Annotated in this window: 18 protein-coding genes; 11 read left to right on the forward strand and 7 right to left on the reverse strand. The window is 30.8% G+C overall.

What is annotated here, in order from left to right:
* Positions 1 to 22: 22 nt before the first annotated feature.
* Positions 23 to 493, reverse strand: a complete 471-nt coding sequence (locus tag Q4586_RS10805) for a Dps family protein (protein ID WP_303528937.1) — start codon at positions 491 to 493, stop codon at positions 23 to 25.
* 114 nt (positions 494 to 607) lie between these two features.
* On the opposite strand from Q4586_RS10805, the gene Q4586_RS10810 reads away from it, so the two are divergent.
* On the forward strand, positions 608 to 1,549 hold the full coding sequence (locus Q4586_RS10810) for a hydrogen peroxide-inducible genes activator (protein ID WP_303528939.1): 942 nt from the start codon (positions 608 to 610) through the stop codon (positions 1,547 to 1,549).
* 39 nt (positions 1,550 to 1,588) lie between these two features.
* Here Q4586_RS10810 and Q4586_RS10815 read toward each other — a convergent pair whose 3' ends face one another.
* Positions 1,589 to 3,481 carry a SulP family inorganic anion transporter gene (locus Q4586_RS10815; RefSeq protein ID WP_303528941.1) on the reverse strand — a complete coding sequence of 631 codons (1,893 nt, stop codon included), beginning with the start codon at positions 3,479 to 3,481 and terminating at the stop codon, positions 1,589 to 1,591.
* 147 nt (positions 3,482 to 3,628) lie between these two features.
* Between Q4586_RS10815 and pyrR the strand changes: the two genes are divergently transcribed.
* The 5 genes from pyrR to Q4586_RS10840 are packed head-to-tail and all read left to right on the forward strand — an operon-like array spanning position 3,629 to position 6,769.
* Positions 3,629 to 4,183 carry a bifunctional pyr operon transcriptional regulator/uracil phosphoribosyltransferase PyrR gene (gene pyrR, locus Q4586_RS10820; protein WP_068706151.1) on the forward strand — a complete coding sequence of 185 codons (555 nt, stop codon included), beginning with the start codon at positions 3,629 to 3,631 and terminating at the stop codon, positions 4,181 to 4,183.
* Positions 4,184 to 4,207: 24 nt separating this feature from the next.
* Positions 4,208 to 5,140 carry an aspartate carbamoyltransferase catalytic subunit gene (locus Q4586_RS10825; protein ID WP_303528944.1) on the forward strand — a complete coding sequence of 311 codons (933 nt, stop codon included), beginning with the start codon at positions 4,208 to 4,210 and terminating at the stop codon, positions 5,138 to 5,140.
* Between the two features lies 1 nt (position 5,141).
* Positions 5,142 to 5,474, forward strand: a complete 333-nt coding sequence (locus Q4586_RS10830; protein WP_068706147.1) for a hypothetical protein — start codon at positions 5,142 to 5,144, stop codon at positions 5,472 to 5,474.
* A gap of 32 nt (positions 5,475 to 5,506) precedes the next feature.
* Entirely contained in the window at positions 5,507 to 5,827 is a 321-nt protein-coding gene (locus tag Q4586_RS10835) for a T9SS type A sorting domain-containing protein (RefSeq protein WP_068706145.1), read from the forward strand.
* On the forward strand, positions 5,828 to 6,769 hold the full coding sequence (locus Q4586_RS10840) for a ribonuclease Z (protein ID WP_303528948.1): 942 nt from the start codon (positions 5,828 to 5,830) through the stop codon (positions 6,767 to 6,769). It begins immediately after the preceding gene.
* On the opposite strand, the gene Q4586_RS10845 is transcribed toward Q4586_RS10840, so the two are convergent.
* On the reverse strand, positions 6,766 to 7,128 hold the full coding sequence (locus Q4586_RS10845; protein ID WP_303528950.1) for a CoA-binding protein: 363 nt from the start codon (positions 7,126 to 7,128) through the stop codon (positions 6,766 to 6,768). The two genes, Q4586_RS10840 and Q4586_RS10845, sit on opposite strands and share 4 nt — an antisense overlap.
* Before the next feature lie 96 nt (positions 7,129 to 7,224).
* On the opposite strand from Q4586_RS10845, the gene Q4586_RS10850 reads away from it, so the two are divergent.
* Positions 7,225 to 9,705 (forward strand): TonB-dependent receptor, encoded by a 2,481-nt coding sequence (locus tag Q4586_RS10850; protein WP_303528952.1) that lies wholly within the window; start codon positions 7,225 to 7,227, stop codon positions 9,703 to 9,705.
* 156 nt (positions 9,706 to 9,861) lie between these two features.
* Here the strand turns inward: Q4586_RS10850 and Q4586_RS10855 are convergent, their stop codons facing one another.
* Positions 9,862 to 10,869: a 3-oxoacyl-ACP synthase III family protein gene (locus Q4586_RS10855; protein WP_303528954.1), complete on the reverse strand. Its 1,008-nt coding sequence runs from the start codon at positions 10,867 to 10,869 to the stop codon at positions 9,862 to 9,864.
* 96 nt (positions 10,870 to 10,965) lie between these two features.
* On the opposite strand from Q4586_RS10855, the gene Q4586_RS10860 reads away from it, so the two are divergent.
* From Q4586_RS10860 to Q4586_RS10875, 4 genes are all read left to right on the forward strand, one after another.
* Complete coding sequence (locus Q4586_RS10860) at positions 10,966 to 12,357, forward strand: Gfo/Idh/MocA family protein (RefSeq protein WP_303528956.1); 1,392 nt, start codon at positions 10,966 to 10,968, stop codon at positions 12,355 to 12,357.
* 138 nt (positions 12,358 to 12,495) lie between these two features.
* A complete protein-coding gene (gene htpG, locus Q4586_RS10865; RefSeq protein ID WP_303528958.1) occupies positions 12,496 to 14,409 on the forward strand; it encodes a molecular chaperone HtpG in 1,914 nt (637 codons plus the stop codon).
* A gap of 146 nt (positions 14,410 to 14,555) precedes the next feature.
* Positions 14,556 to 14,903 carry a VF530 family protein gene (locus tag Q4586_RS14015; RefSeq protein WP_338116852.1) on the forward strand — a complete coding sequence of 116 codons (348 nt, stop codon included), beginning with the start codon at positions 14,556 to 14,558 and terminating at the stop codon, positions 14,901 to 14,903.
* Between the two features lie 12 nt (positions 14,904 to 14,915).
* On the forward strand, positions 14,916 to 15,455 hold the full coding sequence (locus Q4586_RS10875; protein WP_245662357.1) for a GNAT family N-acetyltransferase: 540 nt from the start codon (positions 14,916 to 14,918) through the stop codon (positions 15,453 to 15,455).
* A 442-nt stretch (positions 15,456 to 15,897) separates the two neighbouring features.
* Here Q4586_RS10875 and Q4586_RS10880 read toward each other — a convergent pair whose 3' ends face one another.
* From Q4586_RS10880 to Q4586_RS10890, 3 genes are read right to left on the reverse strand one after another with little or no spacing between them, the layout of a single operon-like run.
* A complete protein-coding gene (locus tag Q4586_RS10880; protein ID WP_068706131.1) occupies positions 15,898 to 17,403 on the reverse strand; it encodes a lipopolysaccharide biosynthesis protein in 1,506 nt (501 codons plus the stop codon).
* A gap of 1 nt (position 17,404) precedes the next feature.
* The gene (wecB, locus tag Q4586_RS10885; RefSeq protein WP_303528960.1) at positions 17,405 to 18,490 is read right to left on the reverse strand and encodes a non-hydrolyzing UDP-N-acetylglucosamine 2-epimerase; all 1,086 of its coding nucleotides are present in this window, start codon (positions 18,488 to 18,490) and stop codon (positions 17,405 to 17,407) included.
* Positions 18,487 to 19,767: a glycosyltransferase gene (locus tag Q4586_RS10890; RefSeq protein WP_303528962.1), complete on the reverse strand. Its 1,281-nt coding sequence runs from the start codon at positions 19,765 to 19,767 to the stop codon at positions 18,487 to 18,489. Before Q4586_RS10890 ends, wecB begins: the two co-directional genes overlap by 4 nt.

Genomic DNA, 19,767 nt, shown 5'->3' on the forward strand with positions numbered 1-19,767 from the left:
GTTCCCCAAAATATGAACGATGTTAACTCAACCAAGCATTCATCATCCATAACATTTTTTCTTGTTCTGAAATAAAATCACTCATCATAGCGTTTGTCCCTTCATCACCTGCCTCATCAGAAAGCTCTAAAATAATGCGTTCTATTTTTAAAAGTTCGCTAACAGAGTTAACTACTAACGCAACCGCTTTTTCATCGTTAGAAACGTTTTTACCAATTTTTACTGTTGATAATTTTACGTAATCATCAAAAGTATGCAAAGGAGTTCCTTGCAAGGTTAAGATACGCTCTGCAATTAAATCTACTTTTTCTTGTGCATCTGTATAAAATTCTTCAAACTTGGTGTGAAGCTCAAAAAAATTTCTCCCTTTAATATTCCAATGTAAACCTCTAACATTTTGATAATACACTTGAAAATTAGCCAAAAGTGAATTTAATTCAATAATTAATTTTTCCGTATGACCTTTATCCAAACCTATAACTGATCTATTCATTTTTTATTGTTTTTAATTTAAATTATTTTCTACAACAAATTTACTTTTAAATAAGCTCCTAAAACCATAAAAGATATTGATAGTTTTAATATCTTTATCAAAAAATTTGATACAATGACAATTACACAGTTAAAATATACGCTAGCTGTAGCTGAATATAAAAACTTTACAATTGCTGCCGAACATTGTTTTGTTACGCAACCTACCTTGAGTATGCAAATACAAAAATTAGAAGATGAATTGGAAGCAAAAATATTTAATCGTTCTAAAAAACCTATAGAATTAACTGAAGTTGGTAAAAAAATTATTGAACAAGCTAAAGTAATTGTTGATGAAAGTAATCGAATAATTGATATCGTTCACCAACAAAAAGGTTTTATAGGAGGAGAGTTTAAACTTGGTATCATACCAACAGTTATGCCTACATTATTACCGATGTTTTTAAAAACTTTTAGTAAAAATTACCCTAAAGTTCAATTAATTATCGAAGAGTTAACTACTGATGAAATTATACGAAAATTAACCGATGGTCATATAGATGCCGCTTTAGCAGCCACACCTTTAGAAAACGAAGCCATAAAAGAACGTGTTTTGTATTACGAACCTTTTGTAGGTTTAATACCTGACGAACATCGCTTATATAATGAGAAGAAAATTAAAATTGATGATTTAGAGGTCGATGATATTTTACTTTTAGAGGATGGTCATTGCTTTAAAAATAGTATTATTAATTTATGTAGAACAAATAAAAGAAACTCAACCCATCATTTTCAATTAGAAAGCGGAAGTTTTGACACACTTATAAAATTATCAAAAGACGGTTTAGGAATGACATTGTTGCCTTATTTAAATACCTTAGATTTAAATGAAAATGACAAACAACATTTAAGAGAGTTTGAAACACCTCCACCTGCTAGAGAAATTAGTTTAATACATCATAAATCGCAATTAAAAATGCAATTGATAGAAGCTTTAAAAAGCACAATAGATAGTGTTATTAGAGGTGCTATTGCTTTTAGTGATGTTGAAATAATTAGTCCAATAAACAAAACTTAATTCAATAAAAAGTCCCGCAATTTGCGGGACTTTTTATTTTTAAAACTTATACTCTGATAAAGGCTTCGGAAAAGCCTCAGGGTTTTCAGCCAAATGATAACGAGGATCATCAACGTCTGCAATAATTACATCATAAAATTTATCGCTAGCTTTATACATTAATACCTTACAATCTTCACTTAAGTGTTTTAATTTTAATATTTTCCCTGCTTTTTCATACTTCTCTACTAAAATAAACAATGCTTCTAAAGCCGAATGATCTGAAATCCTACTTTCTACAAAATCTATTTCTACATTTTGAGGGTCATTTTTAATATCAAACTTTTCATTAAATGTTGTAATGCTTCCAAAAAATAATGGCCCCCATATTTCATACACTTTCGTTCCGTCAGCCTTCATTCTCTTTCTAGCTCTAATTTTCTTAGCGCTTGTCCAAGCAAAAGATAAAGCCGAAATTATAACCCCTACAAAAACTGCAATTGCTAAATCGAAAAATACCGTAACTGCAGATACGATTATTAATACAAAAGCATCAGAAGTTGGAATTTTTTTCATAATTCTAAAACTAGACCAAGCAAAAGTTTCAATGACCATCATAAACATTACGCCTACTAAAGCAGCAATAGGCACTTGCTCTATATATTTATCAGCGAATAAAATAAAAGTTAATAAGGTTAACGACATCATTACACCTGATAATCTTCCTCTACCCCCTGCATTAATGTTAATTACTGTTTGACCAATCATACCACAACCACCGGTTCCTCCAAAAACACCACTCACAATGTTTCCTGCACCTTGTGCCACACATTCTTTATTTCCGTTACCTCTGCTATCAGTTAACTCATCAACTAAATTCATCGTCATTAAAGTTTCAATTAAACCTACTGATGCTGCTAAAAATGCATAAGGAGCAATAAACTTTAAAGTATCTAAATTAAACGGAAGGTTGCTCCATAACTCTAATAAATTTAGTTTTTTAGAAATTTCATCAATTCCATTTAAACCAGCACCTCCACCATCTCTAATAAAATCTCCTACATTAATTGAATTTAAGCCACTAAATATAGATATTAACGTAACAATTAAAATAGCTGTTAATGCCGCAGGAACTTTTGTGGTTAATTTTGGTAATCCCCAAACAATTAACATGGTCAATAACACCAAACCAATCATTGTATATAAAGTTGCTCCTTGCATTGTTGATTTTACAACTCCGCTATCTTTTACAGAGTAAAACCCTTCATCTGAAGCATTAAAAACAACTTTTTTTGTGGTTGCATCAAAAACTTGTCCGTCAGCAATTACATAAACATTTTCGTTTGTTGTTGCATTTTTAACTGAATTACCTTCAATTTTAAATAAAATAGTAGCAGTATTTATATCTTTTACTTGATTATTTTCTACATTATACACCAATTCTTTCGATTCGGTTTTACGCATATTTTGCCCAAAAAAATCTTTTTTATTTTCTGTAAACATCCCTAGTTGCGCCATAAATATAACGATAGCTAATCCGTTTACAAACCCCATCATTACTGGATGCGGAATTAAACGTACAAATTTCCCTAATTTAAATAAACCTGCAAAAATCTGTATTACTCCCATTAAAACTACGGCTGCTAACAAATAAAAATAACCCATGTTTTCAACAGGTTGATCAAACAACAATCCTTTTGCATGCCCTTCTTGTATCATGTCAACAAAAATTACCGCAACTGCTCCTGCTGCGCCAGAAATAAGTCCTGGTCTACCTCCAAAAATTGCTGATATTACTCCTACTACAAACGCTCCAAACAATGCCACAATTGGACTAATTTGTGCCACAAAAGCAAAAGCTACAACTTCAGGAATCATTGCTAAAGAAACCGTTATACCTGCCAAGGTATCATCTTTAATGTTAAGTTTCTTATTTTTAATGTATTTCATCATAATATTACAAGGCTATTTTAAAAGTTTGCAAAGGTAAAGATATTTTTATTCATATAGTTTTATGTTTCCTTAACTTTAATTTTGCTAGCTGTTTTTTTTGCTTTATTTTTGAACGTTGAACTATCATACCAATTTTGATAGCAAAACATGAGCAGAAAAACACTACTTACTTCAAAAGAAATTGAAATCATTCTGCATCGATTAGCTTGTCAGTTAATCGAGAATCATAACGATTTTTCTAATACTGTTTTAATAGGATTGCAGCCTAGAGGCGCTTTTTTAGCAAAAAGATTGGCTAAATTGTTAACAGATGAATATCAAATTAAAAATTTACAATTAGGTTTATTAGACATTACTTTTTATCGTGATGACTTTAGAAGAAGAGACGAACCATTAGAAGCAACCTCTACCCAAATTGATTTTTTGATTGAAGGTAAAAAAGTGGTAATTATCGATGATGTACTATACTCGGGTAGAAGTGTACGAAGTGCTTTAACTGCAATTCAATCCTATGGACGACCTGAAAACATTGAGTTATTAGTATTAATAGATCGTCGATTTAGTCGTCACCTACCTATTCAACCTGATTATAGAGGTAGACAAGTAGATGCTATTAACGAAGAAAAAGTAATTGTTAATTGGCTAGAAACTCATAAAAAAGATACCATTTACCTAGAAACCAAGCCTACAAAGCTTGATTAGTTATGACTACAAAAACAAACTAAGATGAAGCAGTTAAGTGTTGAAAATTTATTAGGTATAAAATACCTTAACAAAACTGATTTAGAGCTTATCTTTGAAACTGCTTCTCATTTTAAAGAAGTAATAAACAGGCCTATTAAAAAGGTTCCTTCTCTTCGAGATATTACCATTGCAAACTTATTTTTTGAAAACAGTACTCGCACAAAGCTTTCTTTCGAATTGGCCGAAAAACGTTTATCTGCCGATGTTATTAATTTTTCTGCAGGACAATCATCTGTTAAAAAAGGAGAAACGTTAATTGATACGGTAAATAACATTCTATCAATGAAAGTTGATATTGTGGTAATGCGCCATGGAAGCGTTGGAGCTGGTATATTTTTATCAAACCATGTAGATGCAAAAATTATAAATGCTGGTGATGGTACCCATGAACATCCTACACAAGCATTACTTGATAGTTTTTCTATGCGTGAAGCTTTAAATAGTAATTTAAAAGGCAAAAAAATTGTGATTGTTGGTGATGTTTTACACTCACGTGTAGCTTTATCAAATATATTTGCTTTGCAATTACAAGGTGCCGAGGTTAAAGTTTGTGGACCTACTACTTTAATTCCAAGATACATTTCTAGCTTAGGAGTTGAAGTTGAAACCAACTTAAAAAAAGCTTTAGAATGGTGTGATATAGCCAATGTTTTACGCGTGCAACATGAACGTATGGATATTAAGTATTTCCCATCAACAAGAGAGTACACACAACTTTTTGGAATAAATAAAGAGCTACTAGACAATCTTAATAAAGATATTGTAATAATGCACCCTGGCCCTATAAATCGTGGTGTTGAATTAACAAGTGATGTTGCTGATAGTAGCCAATCTATTATTTTAAATCAAGTAGAAAATGGAGTCGCGGTACGTATGGCAGTAATCTACTTATTAGCACAACAAATAAAAAGATAATATGAAAATTGAAGAAAAATCGAACTATGTACTAATAAGTTCTGAAGCAAATAATTTTTCTGATTTTTTTTTAAATTTTGAAAAAGAACATGTTAACTATAATAAAAAACACCTTGTAGTTAAAATTTCAGAGAATTTTAACTACTCTAAACAAAATATTTTATTATTTTTGGATTACGCTCATGAACATCAAAAAAATGGTACATCTTTTGTTATTGTTTTAAAGGATGTAAATATTGATGATTTTCCTGAAAATTTAAACATTGTCCCAACCTTAGTTGAAGCTCAAGATGTTATCGAAATGGAAAATATTCAGCGTGATTTAGGTTTTTAACCTAATATTTATTATCCCCTAAATGAATACATATGGTAAAAAAAATACTTTTTTTCTTTTTATTAACAGTAACACTATCTAATTTCTCTCAACAAAAATCTATAGATAAATTAGTTGCATCTCCAAACCCTTTTACCAACAACACGACCATTTTTGTAAACTCAAAAATGAATCAAACAATAATTTTAACTGTTAGAAATGTACTTGGCAAAACAGTATATTCTAAAAAAATTAAGGTTGTTAATGGTAAAAATAAAATTCCTTTTGATCGTAATGATTTAAAATCTGGAATGTACATATACGCCGTACAAAGTAATAAAGAAGTAATTTCTAAACGCTTTGTAATACGATAAATGAGTTTAACCGTAACTGTTTTAGGTTGTCATTCTGCTACTCCAAGAGTAAACGCACACCCAACATCTCAATATTTAGAAATTAATAATCGTCATTTTTTAATTGATTGTGGTGAAGGTACACAACGGCAAATGCGTAAATACAAAATTGGTTTTTCTAAAATAAACCACATTTTTATTTCTCATTTACATGGCGATCATTTTTTTGGTTTAATTGGTTTAATTTCAACTTTCGGTATTTTAAATCGAGAAAAAGAATTGCATATTTATGGCCCAAAAGGAATTAAAGAAGTTACTACGTTACAATTAAAATTATCAAAATCGTGGACAAAATACCACATTATTTTTCATGAATTAACCTCAAATGAAAGTGAGTTAATTTTTGAAGATGACAAAGTATCGGTATACACCATACCTTTAGATCATAGAGTTTATACCAACGGTTATTTATTTAAAGAAAAAGAAAAGCCAAGAAAACTACATATTGGTAAAATTGAAGAACACAAAGAAATTGATACTTGTGACTTTAACAATATTAAAGCAGGTAAAGATTTTGTTTTATCTAACGGAGCTATAATTCCTAATTCACAATTAACATTAGATCCTCCCAAACCAAAAAGCTATGCTTTTTGTAGTGATACTGCATACAAGCCAGATATTGTTCCTATTATTAACAATGTAGACCTTTTATATCATGAAGCTACCTTTTTAAAAAATAGAGAAGATTTATGTGAGCGAACAAAACATGCTACTGCCGAACAAGCTGCTTCTATAGCTAATCAAGCAAACGTTGGTAAATTAATTATCGGTCATTATTCTAGTAGATATTCTAATATTGAAGATTTTAAAAAAGAGGCACAAACTATATTTAAAAATGTAGAATTAGCAGAAGCAGGTAAAAAACACACCGCCAATTCCACTCCTACATTTGTTTTAAGTTAATACTGGTTGGTTGATAATAAAACTAGCGTACAAGCTACTTCGCTCTCTATTCCATTCTCTTTTAAAAGCGCATAAAACTCATCGCTTTCTGTTCCAGGGTTAAAAATTACTCTTTTAGGCTTTAATGAAATTATATATTCATAGTATTCCTTTTGACGCTCGGCATTTAAATATAACGTTACTGTATCAATATGTTTAAAAGGTACTTTTTCTGTTTCAATAACGGTATTTAACACCACTCCTTTTCTTAAGCCTATTGCTAGAGTTTTTACACCTTTATCAGTCAATCTTTTAATCGCAATATTTGAATATCTCGTAGGGTTTAATGAAGCTCCTATAACTAAAGTATCTTTTTTCATAATTGTTAATAATACGTTAAACTGTGTTAATTAAGGTAACAAAAGTCACATTTTGTTAGTCTATTAAACATCAAAACAATCGAAAAAACAAACAAAATGAAAAAAATACTATTATTACTTTTAACGGTTTTTAGTGTAAATTTATTTGCTCAAATGCCTAAAAGTATTTTACCCAAACCAGGGATTGTTTCTGGTAAAATAATCGATCAAACAACAAAAGAACCTTTGCCTTATGTAAATATAATCATAAAAGATGCTGCTAATAAAATTTTAACAGGAGGAATTACAAATGACAACGGTATTTTTGCAATAAAAAACATTCCTGAAGGAAAAAGCATTCTTGAAATTCAATTTATTGGTTATAAAACAATTTCGAAATCAATTACTATTAATAACAAAAACAGAAAAATTGATTTAGGAACCATCGCTTTAAGTGAAGACAGCACTACACTTGATGAAGTAGAAATTAGAGCAGAAACATCTACCGTAACACAAAAAGTAGACAGAAAAGTTATCAATGTTGGTAAAGATTTAACCTCAGCAGGTACAACTGCTTCAGAATTACTAAACAACGTACAATCTGTAAGTGTTGATAGCCAAACAGGTGGCATTAGCTTAAGAGGAAACGATAATGTTCGTGTACTTGTTGATGGCAAACCTACCAATATGAGTGCAGCACAATTGTTAAAACAAATTCCTTCTTCATCAATAAAAAGTATTGAGTTAATTACAAATCCGTCAGCAAAATACAATCCTGAAGGGATGAGTGGAATTATTAATATCATTTTAAATAAAAATGCTAATATGGGCTTTAATGGTTCTGTTGATTTAGGAGTTACCGCCGATCATTACACTCGCTTTAATGGATCAACCAATATGAATTATAAAACAGGAAAAGTAAACTTTTTTGGTAATTATGGTTACAATACAGGTGATAATTTAAACTACGGTTATGTAGTAAGACCAGAAAATAATAATGAACAAAATTTTAGAAGTGTAAATACAAACACCTCTCATTTAGCAAAAATTGGTGCCGACATTTACCTAAACGATAAAAACACATTATCGCTTTATACTACACAAAATTGGTTTACAGGCGGCGGAACCTCAAGAGCTAATATTTTTGAAAACAACACCCTTACTTCTGATGCACCTAACACACAAAATATAGAAGGAGGTTCTAGCGCTTACAACCTGAATTATAAAATAGATTTTAAAAAGGAAGGTCACAATTTAGAATTTGAAACTACTTATTCAACAAACGATTCGCCTGAAAACTCAATGAATAAAGATTTAGTAAACACAAACTCTAAGTTATTAAACTACTTTAACACTATTAAAAACAATAGAAAGAATACATTAATAAATATTGATTATACCAACCCAATTTCTGAAAAAGGAAAACTAGAGCTAGGTGTAGAATATAGAGTTAACAATACTGATAACGATAATTTAACCGATCAAGAACAAAACACTTATTTAAGAGATAATAATGGTAATTTAATTCTTGATAACAATAATAATCCACAAATAACAGGTACAGAAAGAGTTGGTAACTCATCTTTTACCTATGACAGAAAAATATATTCAGGTTATATAAATTACGGACACAACTTCGGAAAAGTAACCATGCAACTAGGAGCTCGTTTAGAGCAATTTAAAGTAAACGGAAACTTTAACTTAGAAAACAAAACTCCTGCAAAAGTTACCGATGATATTTTTTCTATTTATCCATCTGCTTTTTTCACCTATAATCCTTCTGAAAAAAATCAATTTCAATTAAGTTATAGCCGTAGAGTTGACAGACCAGGAATAGGGCAAGTAAACCCAATTAGACAATGGAGTACGCCTTTAATCACTTCAATAGGAAATGAAAATTTAGTACCACAATTCACCAATTCTTTAGAGTTTAATTATACCCGTAAAATAAAAGGAGGTTCGTTATCTTTTGGTACTTTTTACCGTAAAATTAACGATGCTATTTCACGTGTTACTTACAAAGACCCTACTGACCCGAATGAAGTTCGTCAAATATTATCATTTGCTAATTTTGATGACACTAACTCATACGGATTGGAATTTTCGGCAAACTATAAAGTAAATAACTGGTGGCGATTGAACTCTAGTATAGATTTTTATTCGCAAAAACAATTTGGAACTGCCAATTTAAGCGACCCTAACGCAGCCAGAATAGAAGTACAAAACGAAACATTTAACGCACGTATTAGCAACAACTTTAAGGCTACTAAAAACTTACGTTTTCAATTATTTGCAATGTACCGTGGACCAAGAGAAGATATTCAATGGGATGTAAAAGAAATGTGGATGATTAATACCGGAGCTAGTTTAACTGTTTTAGGCGGAAAAGGTACCGTAAACTTAAGAGTTAATGATATTTTTAACGGAATGAAATTTGGTTTTGATTCTACCAGACCTTACAAACAAAGTGGACAATTTAACTGGGAAAGTCAAACCACTTATATAGGTTTTAATTACAGATTTGGCGGCGGTAAAAACAGAGCAAAAGCAAGACGTCAAAGAGACAACAACGAAAAACAAGGCGGCGGAATGTTTTAGCCTTAAAATGATGCATAAAAAAATCCGAAGTAATAACTTCGGATTTTTTTTTATTATATTATTTTTATTTAAAGCTATTTCCCGCTTTTCGCACTCGCTCTTTTTTTGAAAAAAAAAAAGGAGCTCAAACAATTGCTACAATCGGGGCTAAAACAACTACCATTTAATAATTACAGAACCCCAGGTAAATCCACTACCAAAAGCTGCTAAAACCACTAAATCGTTGTCTTTAATTTTACCTTTTTCCCAAGCTTCAGTAAGTGCTATAATTACAGAAGCAGCAGTTGTATTACCATACTTCATAATATTATTATACACTTTGTCATCAGCCAATTGAAACTTTTTCTGAATAAATTGTGCGATACGTAAATTTGCTTGATGCGGAATTAACATATCTATATCACTTTTTTCTAATCCGTTAGCTTCTAAACCTTCGTTTATTGCTTCTGAAAAACGAGTAATTGCATGTTTAAATACAAATTGCCCATCCATGTAAGGAAAATATGATTGATCTTCTGGGTCGTTCTTTTCTAAAATATCCGGCACCCAGCGCTGTGTAGATGGCCCTTCTAAAACTAATTTTTTTGCATGCTTACCTTCCGAATGTAAATGAGAAGATAAGATTCCTTTTCCTTCCTCTTCACATCTAGAAAGCACTGCTGCTCCTGCTCCATCTCCAAAGATAACAGTTACTCCTCTACCTCTTGTTGATCTTTCTAAACCTCCAGAATGGTTTTCTGCTCCAATTACTAAAATGTTTTTATACATTCCTGTTTTAATAAACTGATCGGCAACAGACATTGAATAAATAAACCCCGAACATTGGTTACGTACATCTAAGGCACCAATTGTTGGCATATCTAATATATCTTGTACTTGTACTCCACCTCCAGGAAAATACATATCCGGACTTAAAGTTGCAAAAACAATAAAATCAATATCATCCTTCGTTAAACCTGCTCTTTCAATCGCTATTTTAGCCGCTTTTGCTCCCATTACAGCAGTGGTATCTTCTGTTTTTGGATCTATCCAACGACGTTCTTTAATTCCGGTACGCTCCTGAATCCATTCATCAGAAGTATCCATCCATTGTTTCAAATCGTCATTAGTTACTACGTTCTCTGGAACATAATAGCCTAAGCCTGTTATTTTTGAATTGTACATATTTATATGAAATTGTTTATTTTTAGTATCAATTTTGTAGCCTTCAAAAATAGTAATATTTTAACTTCCCTACAACAAACACTAATCCCCTAGTTTATGAACAGAAAAGATTTTATATCATTATCAACAAAAGCTGCTGCTTTTATAGGTTTATCTACCACCATTTCTTGTAAAAATGAAATTACTGAAAACACAAATCATTTATTAAATAACACAGCAAAAGGAACCGCTTTTAGCTTAACAGCACCTAAAATAGCTAAAGTAAACGTAGGAATTATCGGTTGCGGTAATCGAGGACAAACTTTACTACAAATGTTTGATTGGTTAGTTAAAAACAACAATGCTGAAATTATTGCTATTTCTGATTTAAAGAAAGAAAAAACTGATAAATTAAACGAACACTTACAAAAAACGCATCAAAAAACTGCTGATGAATACCACGGAAATTCAGATGAATGGAAAAAATTAGTAGATAGAGATGATATTGATCTATTAATCATTGCTACTCCATGGGAAATGCACACACCAATGGCATTATATGCTATGGAAAAAGGCAAACATGTTGCCTGTGAAGTTCCTGTAGCATATACAATAGAAGACTGCTGGAAACTTATTGAAACTGCCGAACGTACACAAAAGCATTGTATGATGCTGGAAAACTGTTGTTTTAATAATGAAGAACTATGGGTATTAAATATGGTAAATCAAGGTGTTTTTGGAGATTTAACACATGCTGAAGGTGCTTACATTCATGATTTACGTAAACATTTATTAGACGAAAAATATTATGAAGATCAATGGAGAATTAAACATCATTTAAACAAAGACGGTAACTTTTACACTACCCATGGCTTAGGCCCTATTAGTCAGTATATGGATATTGGTCGTGGCAACACTTTTGACCATGTAGTATCAATGAGTTCAAGAGAAAAAAGTTTAAGCGATGCTGCCAAACGTAGCGGAGTTGATAAGTTTTCAAACATAAAATGTGGTGATATGAATACCACCATGATTAAAACCAAACTTGGCAAAACCATCATGCTGCAATTTGATGTACATACAGGTAGACCTTACAATCGTTTAAATACTGTAGTGGGTACAAAAGCTGTTCACGAAGGTTATCCATCTAAATTATATATTAATGATGATGAATTAGCTTGGTGGGGGCATAACTGGTTAAAAAAAGAGCAATATGATGAGTACCGTGAAAAATACAACCATCCTCTTTGGAGTAAATTAAAAGCGCAAATATCAGATAATTCTGTTGGCCATGGAGGTATGGATTTTGTAATGATTTACCGTTTAATTAAATGCCTAAACCAAGGTTTACCGCTAGATATAAATGTATATGACAGTGTGTTATGGAGTGCTATTACTCCGCTTTCAGAACTATCTGTGGCTCAAAACAGTAGTTCTGTAAAGGTACCTGACTTTACAGGAGGCACTTGGAAAAATAAAAACAAAACAGAAATGTTACGAAACATTTAAACTTTTAAATGCATTATAAGAAAACGATAACAATGCTGTTATCGTTTTTTTTTATGTCATCTTGTCACAAAACTTCTTTTGGTATTTTTTTTGACTATTTAACTTTCTAGAAAATAATATCAAACAAAATATATAATTATGAGCAAAGGAAGTATTAATGTATCGGTAGAAAATATATTTCCACTGATTAAAAAATTCTTGTATTCTGATCACGAAATATTTTTACGTGAGTTAATATCTAACGGAACAGATGCAACTACAAAATTAAAACACTTAATTGCTATTGGTGAAGCAAAAACCGAATTAGGTGATGCTAAAATTGAAATTAGTATTAATAAAGAAGCTAAAACCATAACCATTAAAGACCAAGGTTTAGGTATGACTGCTGATGAAGTAGAAAAATATATTAACCAAATTGCCTTTTCTGGAGCTGAAGAGTTCTTAAATAAATATGAAGATGGTAAAAACGAAACCGGTGTAATTGGGCACTTTGGTTTAGGTTTTTATTCTGCTTTTATGGTTGCTGATAAAGTTGAGTTAATCACAAAATCTTTTAAAGACGAACCAGCTGCACATTGGACTTGTGATGGATCGCCTGAATTTACTTTAGAAGCTCATGATAAATCTGATAGAGGTACAGAAATTATTTTACATGTTGCTGAAGACTCTTTAGACTTTTTAGAAGAAGCTAAAATTGGTGGTTTACTTAACAAATACAATCGTTTTAATCAAGTGCCAATTAAATTTGGAACTAAGCAAGTAAACGACCCTGAGTTTACACCACAAACAACAACTGATGCGGATGGTAAAGAAACTACTGAACCTCACAAACAAATTGAAGTTGATAATATTATCAACAATACAAACCCTGCTTGGACAAAAGCTCCTGCAGATTTAAATGATGAAGATTATACAAACTTCTACAGAGAATTGTATCCAATGCAATTTGAAGAATCTTTGTTTCATATTCATTTAAATGTTGATTACCCATTTAATTTAACAGGTATTTTATTCTTCCCTAAGTTATCACAAAACTTAGATATGCAAAAAGATAAAATTCAGTTATATCAAAACCAAGTTTTTGTAACCGATAACGTAGAGGGTATTGTACCTGACTTTTTACAAATGTTAAAAGGTGTTATCGATTCGCCAGACATTCCTTTAAACGTTTCTCGTTCAGGCTTACAAGCAGACGGAGCTGTAAAGAAAATATCTGGTTATATTACTAAAAAGGTTGCCGACAAACTAGCTTCTTTATACAAAAAAGATCGTGCTGATTTTGAACAAAAATGGAACGACATTAAAGTAATTATCGAATACGGAATGTTATCAGAAGATAAATTCTTTGATAAAGCTAAGAAATTTGCTTTATACCCAACCGTTGCTGATACTTATTTTACTTTTGATGAGCTAATTGAAAAAACAAAAGACGCTCAGACTGATAAAGATGGAAATCACATAATTTTATATGCCTCTAACAAAGAAGCTCAGCACAGTTATATTCAAGAAGCAACTGCTAAAGGATATGAAGTTCTTTTATTAGATTCTCCAATTGTATCACATTTAATGCAAAAATTAGAAACTTCAGGCGAAACAAAAGTTCAGTTTGTACGTGTAGATTCTGATTTTATTGATAATTTAATTAAGAAAGACGAAGCTGTTATTTCTAAATTAACTGATGAAGAAAAAGAAACATTAAAACCAGTTATTGAAGGTGTAATTGCATCTCAAACATATACTGTTCAATTAGAATCTATGGATTCTTCTTCTTCTCCTTTCTTAATTACTGTACCAGAATTTATGCGTCGTATGAAAGAAATGCAAGCTTCTGGTGGTGGAGGTGGAATGATGGGAATGGGTAATTTACCTGAAATGTATAACTTAGTTGTAAATACAAATCACCCATTAGTTTCTGAAATTTTAAATGCTGATGAAGACAAGAAAAAAGACTTAATTACGCAAGCTTTCGATTTAGCCAAATTATCTCAAAACCTTTTACATGGTGAAGATTTAACCAACTTTATTAAGCGTTCTTATGAGCTTATTAAATAAGTAATTCTATTACTTTAAATATTACAAAACCTCTTTGTTTTTTCAAGGAGGTTTTTTTGTACATCATCTAAAAAACTGTATCAAATTGATTTAATTACTGATGTAAGTTTATATTTTTGTTGCTAAGTATTAAGATAAAAACACAAGTGATAGATACAGAAAATAATCAAACACAATCTAAAAGTATTGTAAACACCTTTTTTAAACCAAAAACTAACGAACAATTAAATAAAGAAAATCCTTCTAGACAAAATAGAAGGCAAGCTACTGAAGAGCAACTTAACAATCCACTACATGGTGTTAAACTTGCACAACTTCTAGAACGTTTAGTTGATTATTATGGTTGGGAAAGCTTGGCAGAACGTGTAAATATTCGATGTTTTAGGTACAACCCTACCATGAAATCGAGTTTAGGTTTTTTAAGAAGAACTCGCTGGGCTCGTGAACATGTTGAAGATGTTTATTTAGATATGCTAGAAGAACTGCAAGAATAATATCAGAATACTTTGTATAATCTTAAAAAAATAGAAATCATTAAAATAACAAAAGCAAACACCTCACAAGCAAAACTTTTTTCTAAAATTAGTGTTCCTTCTTTTTTAACTGCACATGGTCATTCTGCTCCGCCTAAAGATATGGATGCTTATATCGCTAATAACTTTAAAGAAAGCGACTTTATAGAAGAATTAGAAACTCCAGAAAATGAATATTATTTACTCGAATATGAAAGCCAAACTGCTGGGTATTCAAAAATAATTTTCAATAAAACCTGTAAAGATGTTACCGCTAAAAACATCACTTATATGAGTAGATTGTATTTACTTGAGGAATTTTATGGTTTAGGGCTCGGTAAAAAATTATTCGATTTTAATGTAGCCTTATGTAAGGAAAATAACCAGTCAGGAATTTGGTTAAACGTTTGGGTAGAGAACAAAAAAGCGATTCAGTTTTATAAAAAAGTTGGCTTTACAATAGTAGGAGAAACTGATTTTCAAATATCAGCAAGCCATTCAAATCCTAATCATATTATGTACTTAGCGTTTTAGTAATTACGCTTATAAACTTGGTTTAAAATTAAAATGTTTTATGCAATTTTGATATACCTAAAATATCAGATTGAGTATTTTTTTGTAAAATTTGGCACAGTCGAAATCAAATAAAACTATATAGAGAATAGTTTTTAAGTACTTGTATTTGATTCTCTATACAAATATACTAGAGTATCATCCAGCAAATTTACTCCAATTAACAAACTTTAATCAAATTGCAAAATAGGTTTAAGTTACCGCTATTTTATGCTAAAACATCTATTAAAAATAATTTTTAATAAACGTTTTGACTTTGACTGTGTTAAAATAAATTTATAAAACTATGTTTATCAGACTATTAAAAACATCGTATATCTTTGTAGTATAAATAATCCCCCTAAATTATTTGTTTTTCATTCCCCTAATAAAAGACTTATTCCCTTATGTGTATGAGTCTTTTTTATTTTATATACTTACCTACTAAATTATTCATTTGCTCTGATACTGCTAGTTTAATTACCACAAATACATACACTACAACAATTAAAATACTTTTTAAGATGATATTTATTATTGGATGAATTGGAAACTCTTTGATAAAAATCTCAGGGATATTAAAATTCCAGAAATAAAATCCTAAAAACAATATGGCAATTATAAATACCATTAAAAGTGTTTTTTGGGTAAAAGGAATCATCTTAAACTTTTGTCCTACAAACCATACTTTAAAGATATTAAATACTAAAACAGTAATTAAAGTAGCCAATGCTAACCCTTCGGTTCCCATATTTAAATAGGTATAAAAATAAGTGTTTAAGAAATATACCGACAAAGCCATACCAACTCCAACTGGTAAAGTGATTCTATAAAACTTTGAATTTTGAATAATAGCACCATTGTTACCTAAAGACATTAAAAATAACTTTGCGATAGAAATTAACAAAACAACTAACCCACCACCTGCGGCATAATTTTTATTAGGCATTAGTTTAAATAGTTCGTCTACATTACAATTTACTAGTATAAAAAACAAACCGCCTACTAATAATAAATTAATCGAACTTTTTTTATACAAACTCCTAGTTTCTATATCATTATCTTCATTGATAGATTTAGAGGTAAGCGGTTGTAATATTTGCCCCATAGCTCTACTTGGCGCTTCTATAAACGATCCTATAAACACCGCAACTCCATAATAAGCTGCCGTAGCAAACCCATCTTTACCTGGTATCATTACTTTATCAATATCTAAAATAATAGCACCAGCACTTCCTGCTAGAATAATATAAAAAGTGTAACGAAGCACTTCATTAAAGTTATCTGGCAACGTAAAACTAAGCTTTGGCGTATACAACTTAAAAGCATACAACATCATAAGAATTGTTCTTAAAATATATGCAAACGAGATATAGTACAAGAACTCTTGTTTGGTAATTACATTTAAATAAACCGCAACTAACAATAACATAACCGCTGCCCTATTGTAGAGCTCTTTTAATACATTACCAAAAACGGATTGCATTTGTACCTTTGCCCACGAATAAAATACTTCAAAATACGCACATGAAACCGCAACGATGTATATATAAATCGTGTAGTTTTCGATAATTAAATTTTCTTTTGAATTACTTTTTGCTACAAAATCCATAATCCAATCATGAAAATAACTCCAAAAGAAACCTATTGGTATTGCTATTAGCAGTGGTAAAAATAGTACTGTACTTAAAAATTTATCTTTTTCTACTTTAGAAGTATAGCTCGAGTAAAATTTTATAATTGTAAAATGTACTCCAAATGCTGTAATTGGCATAATTAAATTAGAAGCCGAAAAAACATACATTGTTAATCCGTAATACTCATCCTTTAAAAAACGTGTGTATAAAACCAATGTATTAATTCCACCAATTAAAAACCCTAGATAGATTATAATGGTGTTTTTTAGCGACTGTCTTAGTACGATTCCCAATTTATTCTTGAATTAATTTTATGATTGATTTGTATATTTTATCTCCAACATTATTGCCGTATAACGGTTCTTTAAATGTCATTTCTGAATTTAAAAACTCACTGAAAGCACTCGTCATTTTCTTCGGATGGGTTCCTGTAATTACAGCATATTTACAAGCTACCAATTCTGTCCATTCGGTTTCTTCTCTTACAATAATGCAGTTTTTTTTATTAAAAAACGCCTCTTTTTGAAGTCCACCACTATCGGTAACCACCAAACTACATTTTTTTAACAACTCTAACATATCAAAATAGCCAACAGGATCTATAAAAGTAATATTAGGTTGTAAGTTATACTCCGCTAACGTTTTTTTAGTTCGAGGATGTAGTGGTAATATTACTTTTTTTGTTTTATTTATGGTTTCTAAAGCTGAAAACACTTCGGTTAATTTCTCTTTAAAATCTGTATTTTCCTGACGATGAATAGTTGCTAAAACAAATTCGTTTTCTGTTAAGTTTAACTCGCTTATAATAGTCGATTTTTCTTCTGAAAACTTACCGTAAAACTCAACAGCATCTTTCATGATGTCTCCATGCTGTTCTATCTTAATATCTAAATTATTAAAACCCTCTTTTTCTAAATTATCCATAGCAACCTGTGTAGGGCAGCTTAATAAATTAGCAATTCTATCCGTTACAATACGATTCACCTCTTCAGGCATTTGCATATTAAAAGAACGCAAACCAGCTTCAACATGCATCACTTTTATATGTAATTTCTTTGCAGCTAAAGCACCTGCAAGTGTAGAGTTTGTATCTCCATACACTATAACAGCATCTGGTTTTTCAACAACTAAAATTTCTTCTATTTTTTCTAGCATCTGCCCTGTCATGGCACCGTGACTTAAACCGTTGATATTTAAATTATACTTCGGTTTCGGTATTTGCATTTCATCAAAAAAAACGTCGCTCATATTGGCATCAAAATGCTGACCTGTATGTACAATTATTTCTTCAACTTCGCCATGTTTTTGTATCACTCGGCTTAACACAGCTCCTTTTACAAACTGAGGACGAGCCCCTAATATGGTAACTATTTTTTTCAAGAATTTACTACTTGTTTAAGTATTATTGATAATTGTTTGGTTAATTCTTTGCGATGGTATTGTTCGATATTTACAGATGAAACTGTTAACGAGTTTTGTTGGTATTTTTTATACAAATCACTTACTACCTTTTTAAGTTTTTCTTTCTTATCAAAATCAACAATAGTACCTGCATTTGTTTTTGCCAAAATCTCCCCTAAATCTCCATCTTCAGGACCAATTGCTAAGATAGGACGTTTTGCTTGTAAATATTCAAAAATCTTTCCTGTTATAATTCCTTTAGCGCTTGGAACATTATTTACAGCTAATAATAAAACTTGTGAAGCTCGCTGATACTGTTGTACTTCTTTATGTGGCACATAATTTATACGTGTTACATTTTTAAAGTCATACTTCTTTAAATCTGTTACAACATCATCAGATAGTTTTCCAATCAGTTTTATTTCTAAATCGTTTTTAAAGTCGGTGTTTTCTTCGGATAATTCTGCCAGTGCTGTCCATAACATTTTCGGATTTCTATCTGCATTCATCAACCCGATATGTGTGATGGAGAATTTAGAATCTAAAACTGATTGATTATTAGTCTTTTCTTCAGAATCATACCCATTTGTTACCACATGTATCCTATCAGAAAACACCTCATAATTAGCCTTCATTTTTTTACCAACCACCAAACTTGCATCGGCATTTTTCAGCACTTCTTTTTCTAGCTGATGGTGTTTTTTTATAGCCTTTTTAGTTAACGGTAATTGATGAAAATAATCAATATCCGTCCAAGGATCACGAAAATCGGCAATCCACTTTACATTTGTTTTTTTCTTTAAATGCAATCCGATTAAATGTAAACTATGTGGCGGCCCTGTAGTAATAATTGCATCAATCTTATTTTCTGATAAGTATTTTTCGAGGTATTTTACCGATGGTTTTATCCAATATTTTCTTGCATCTGGAATAAAATAATTAGCGCGAATATATTGTAATATTTTACCGAAAAAAGTCGGATTCGGATTTAAAAAACCGGCACTTGTTTTAGTTTCTTTCTTTTTAAATATTGACAAAAAATCATTCGGTTCCCAAATAGCTTTTTTTATTACTTCAATACCTTTAGGAATATCGTTTGCTAAAGATTCGTCTAAAATTGGATATTTGGCTTCGTCAACTGTATATACTACAGGTTCTATATTAAAATCGCGTAAATATTTCACAAATTTTAACCAACGCTGCACGCCAGAACCACCTGCCGGAACCCAATAATATGTAATAATTAATACTTTCAA

The organism is Tenacibaculum soleae (genome assembly GCF_030549005.1).
Lineage (GTDB): Bacteria > Bacteroidota > Bacteroidia > Flavobacteriales > Flavobacteriaceae > Polaribacter > Polaribacter soleae.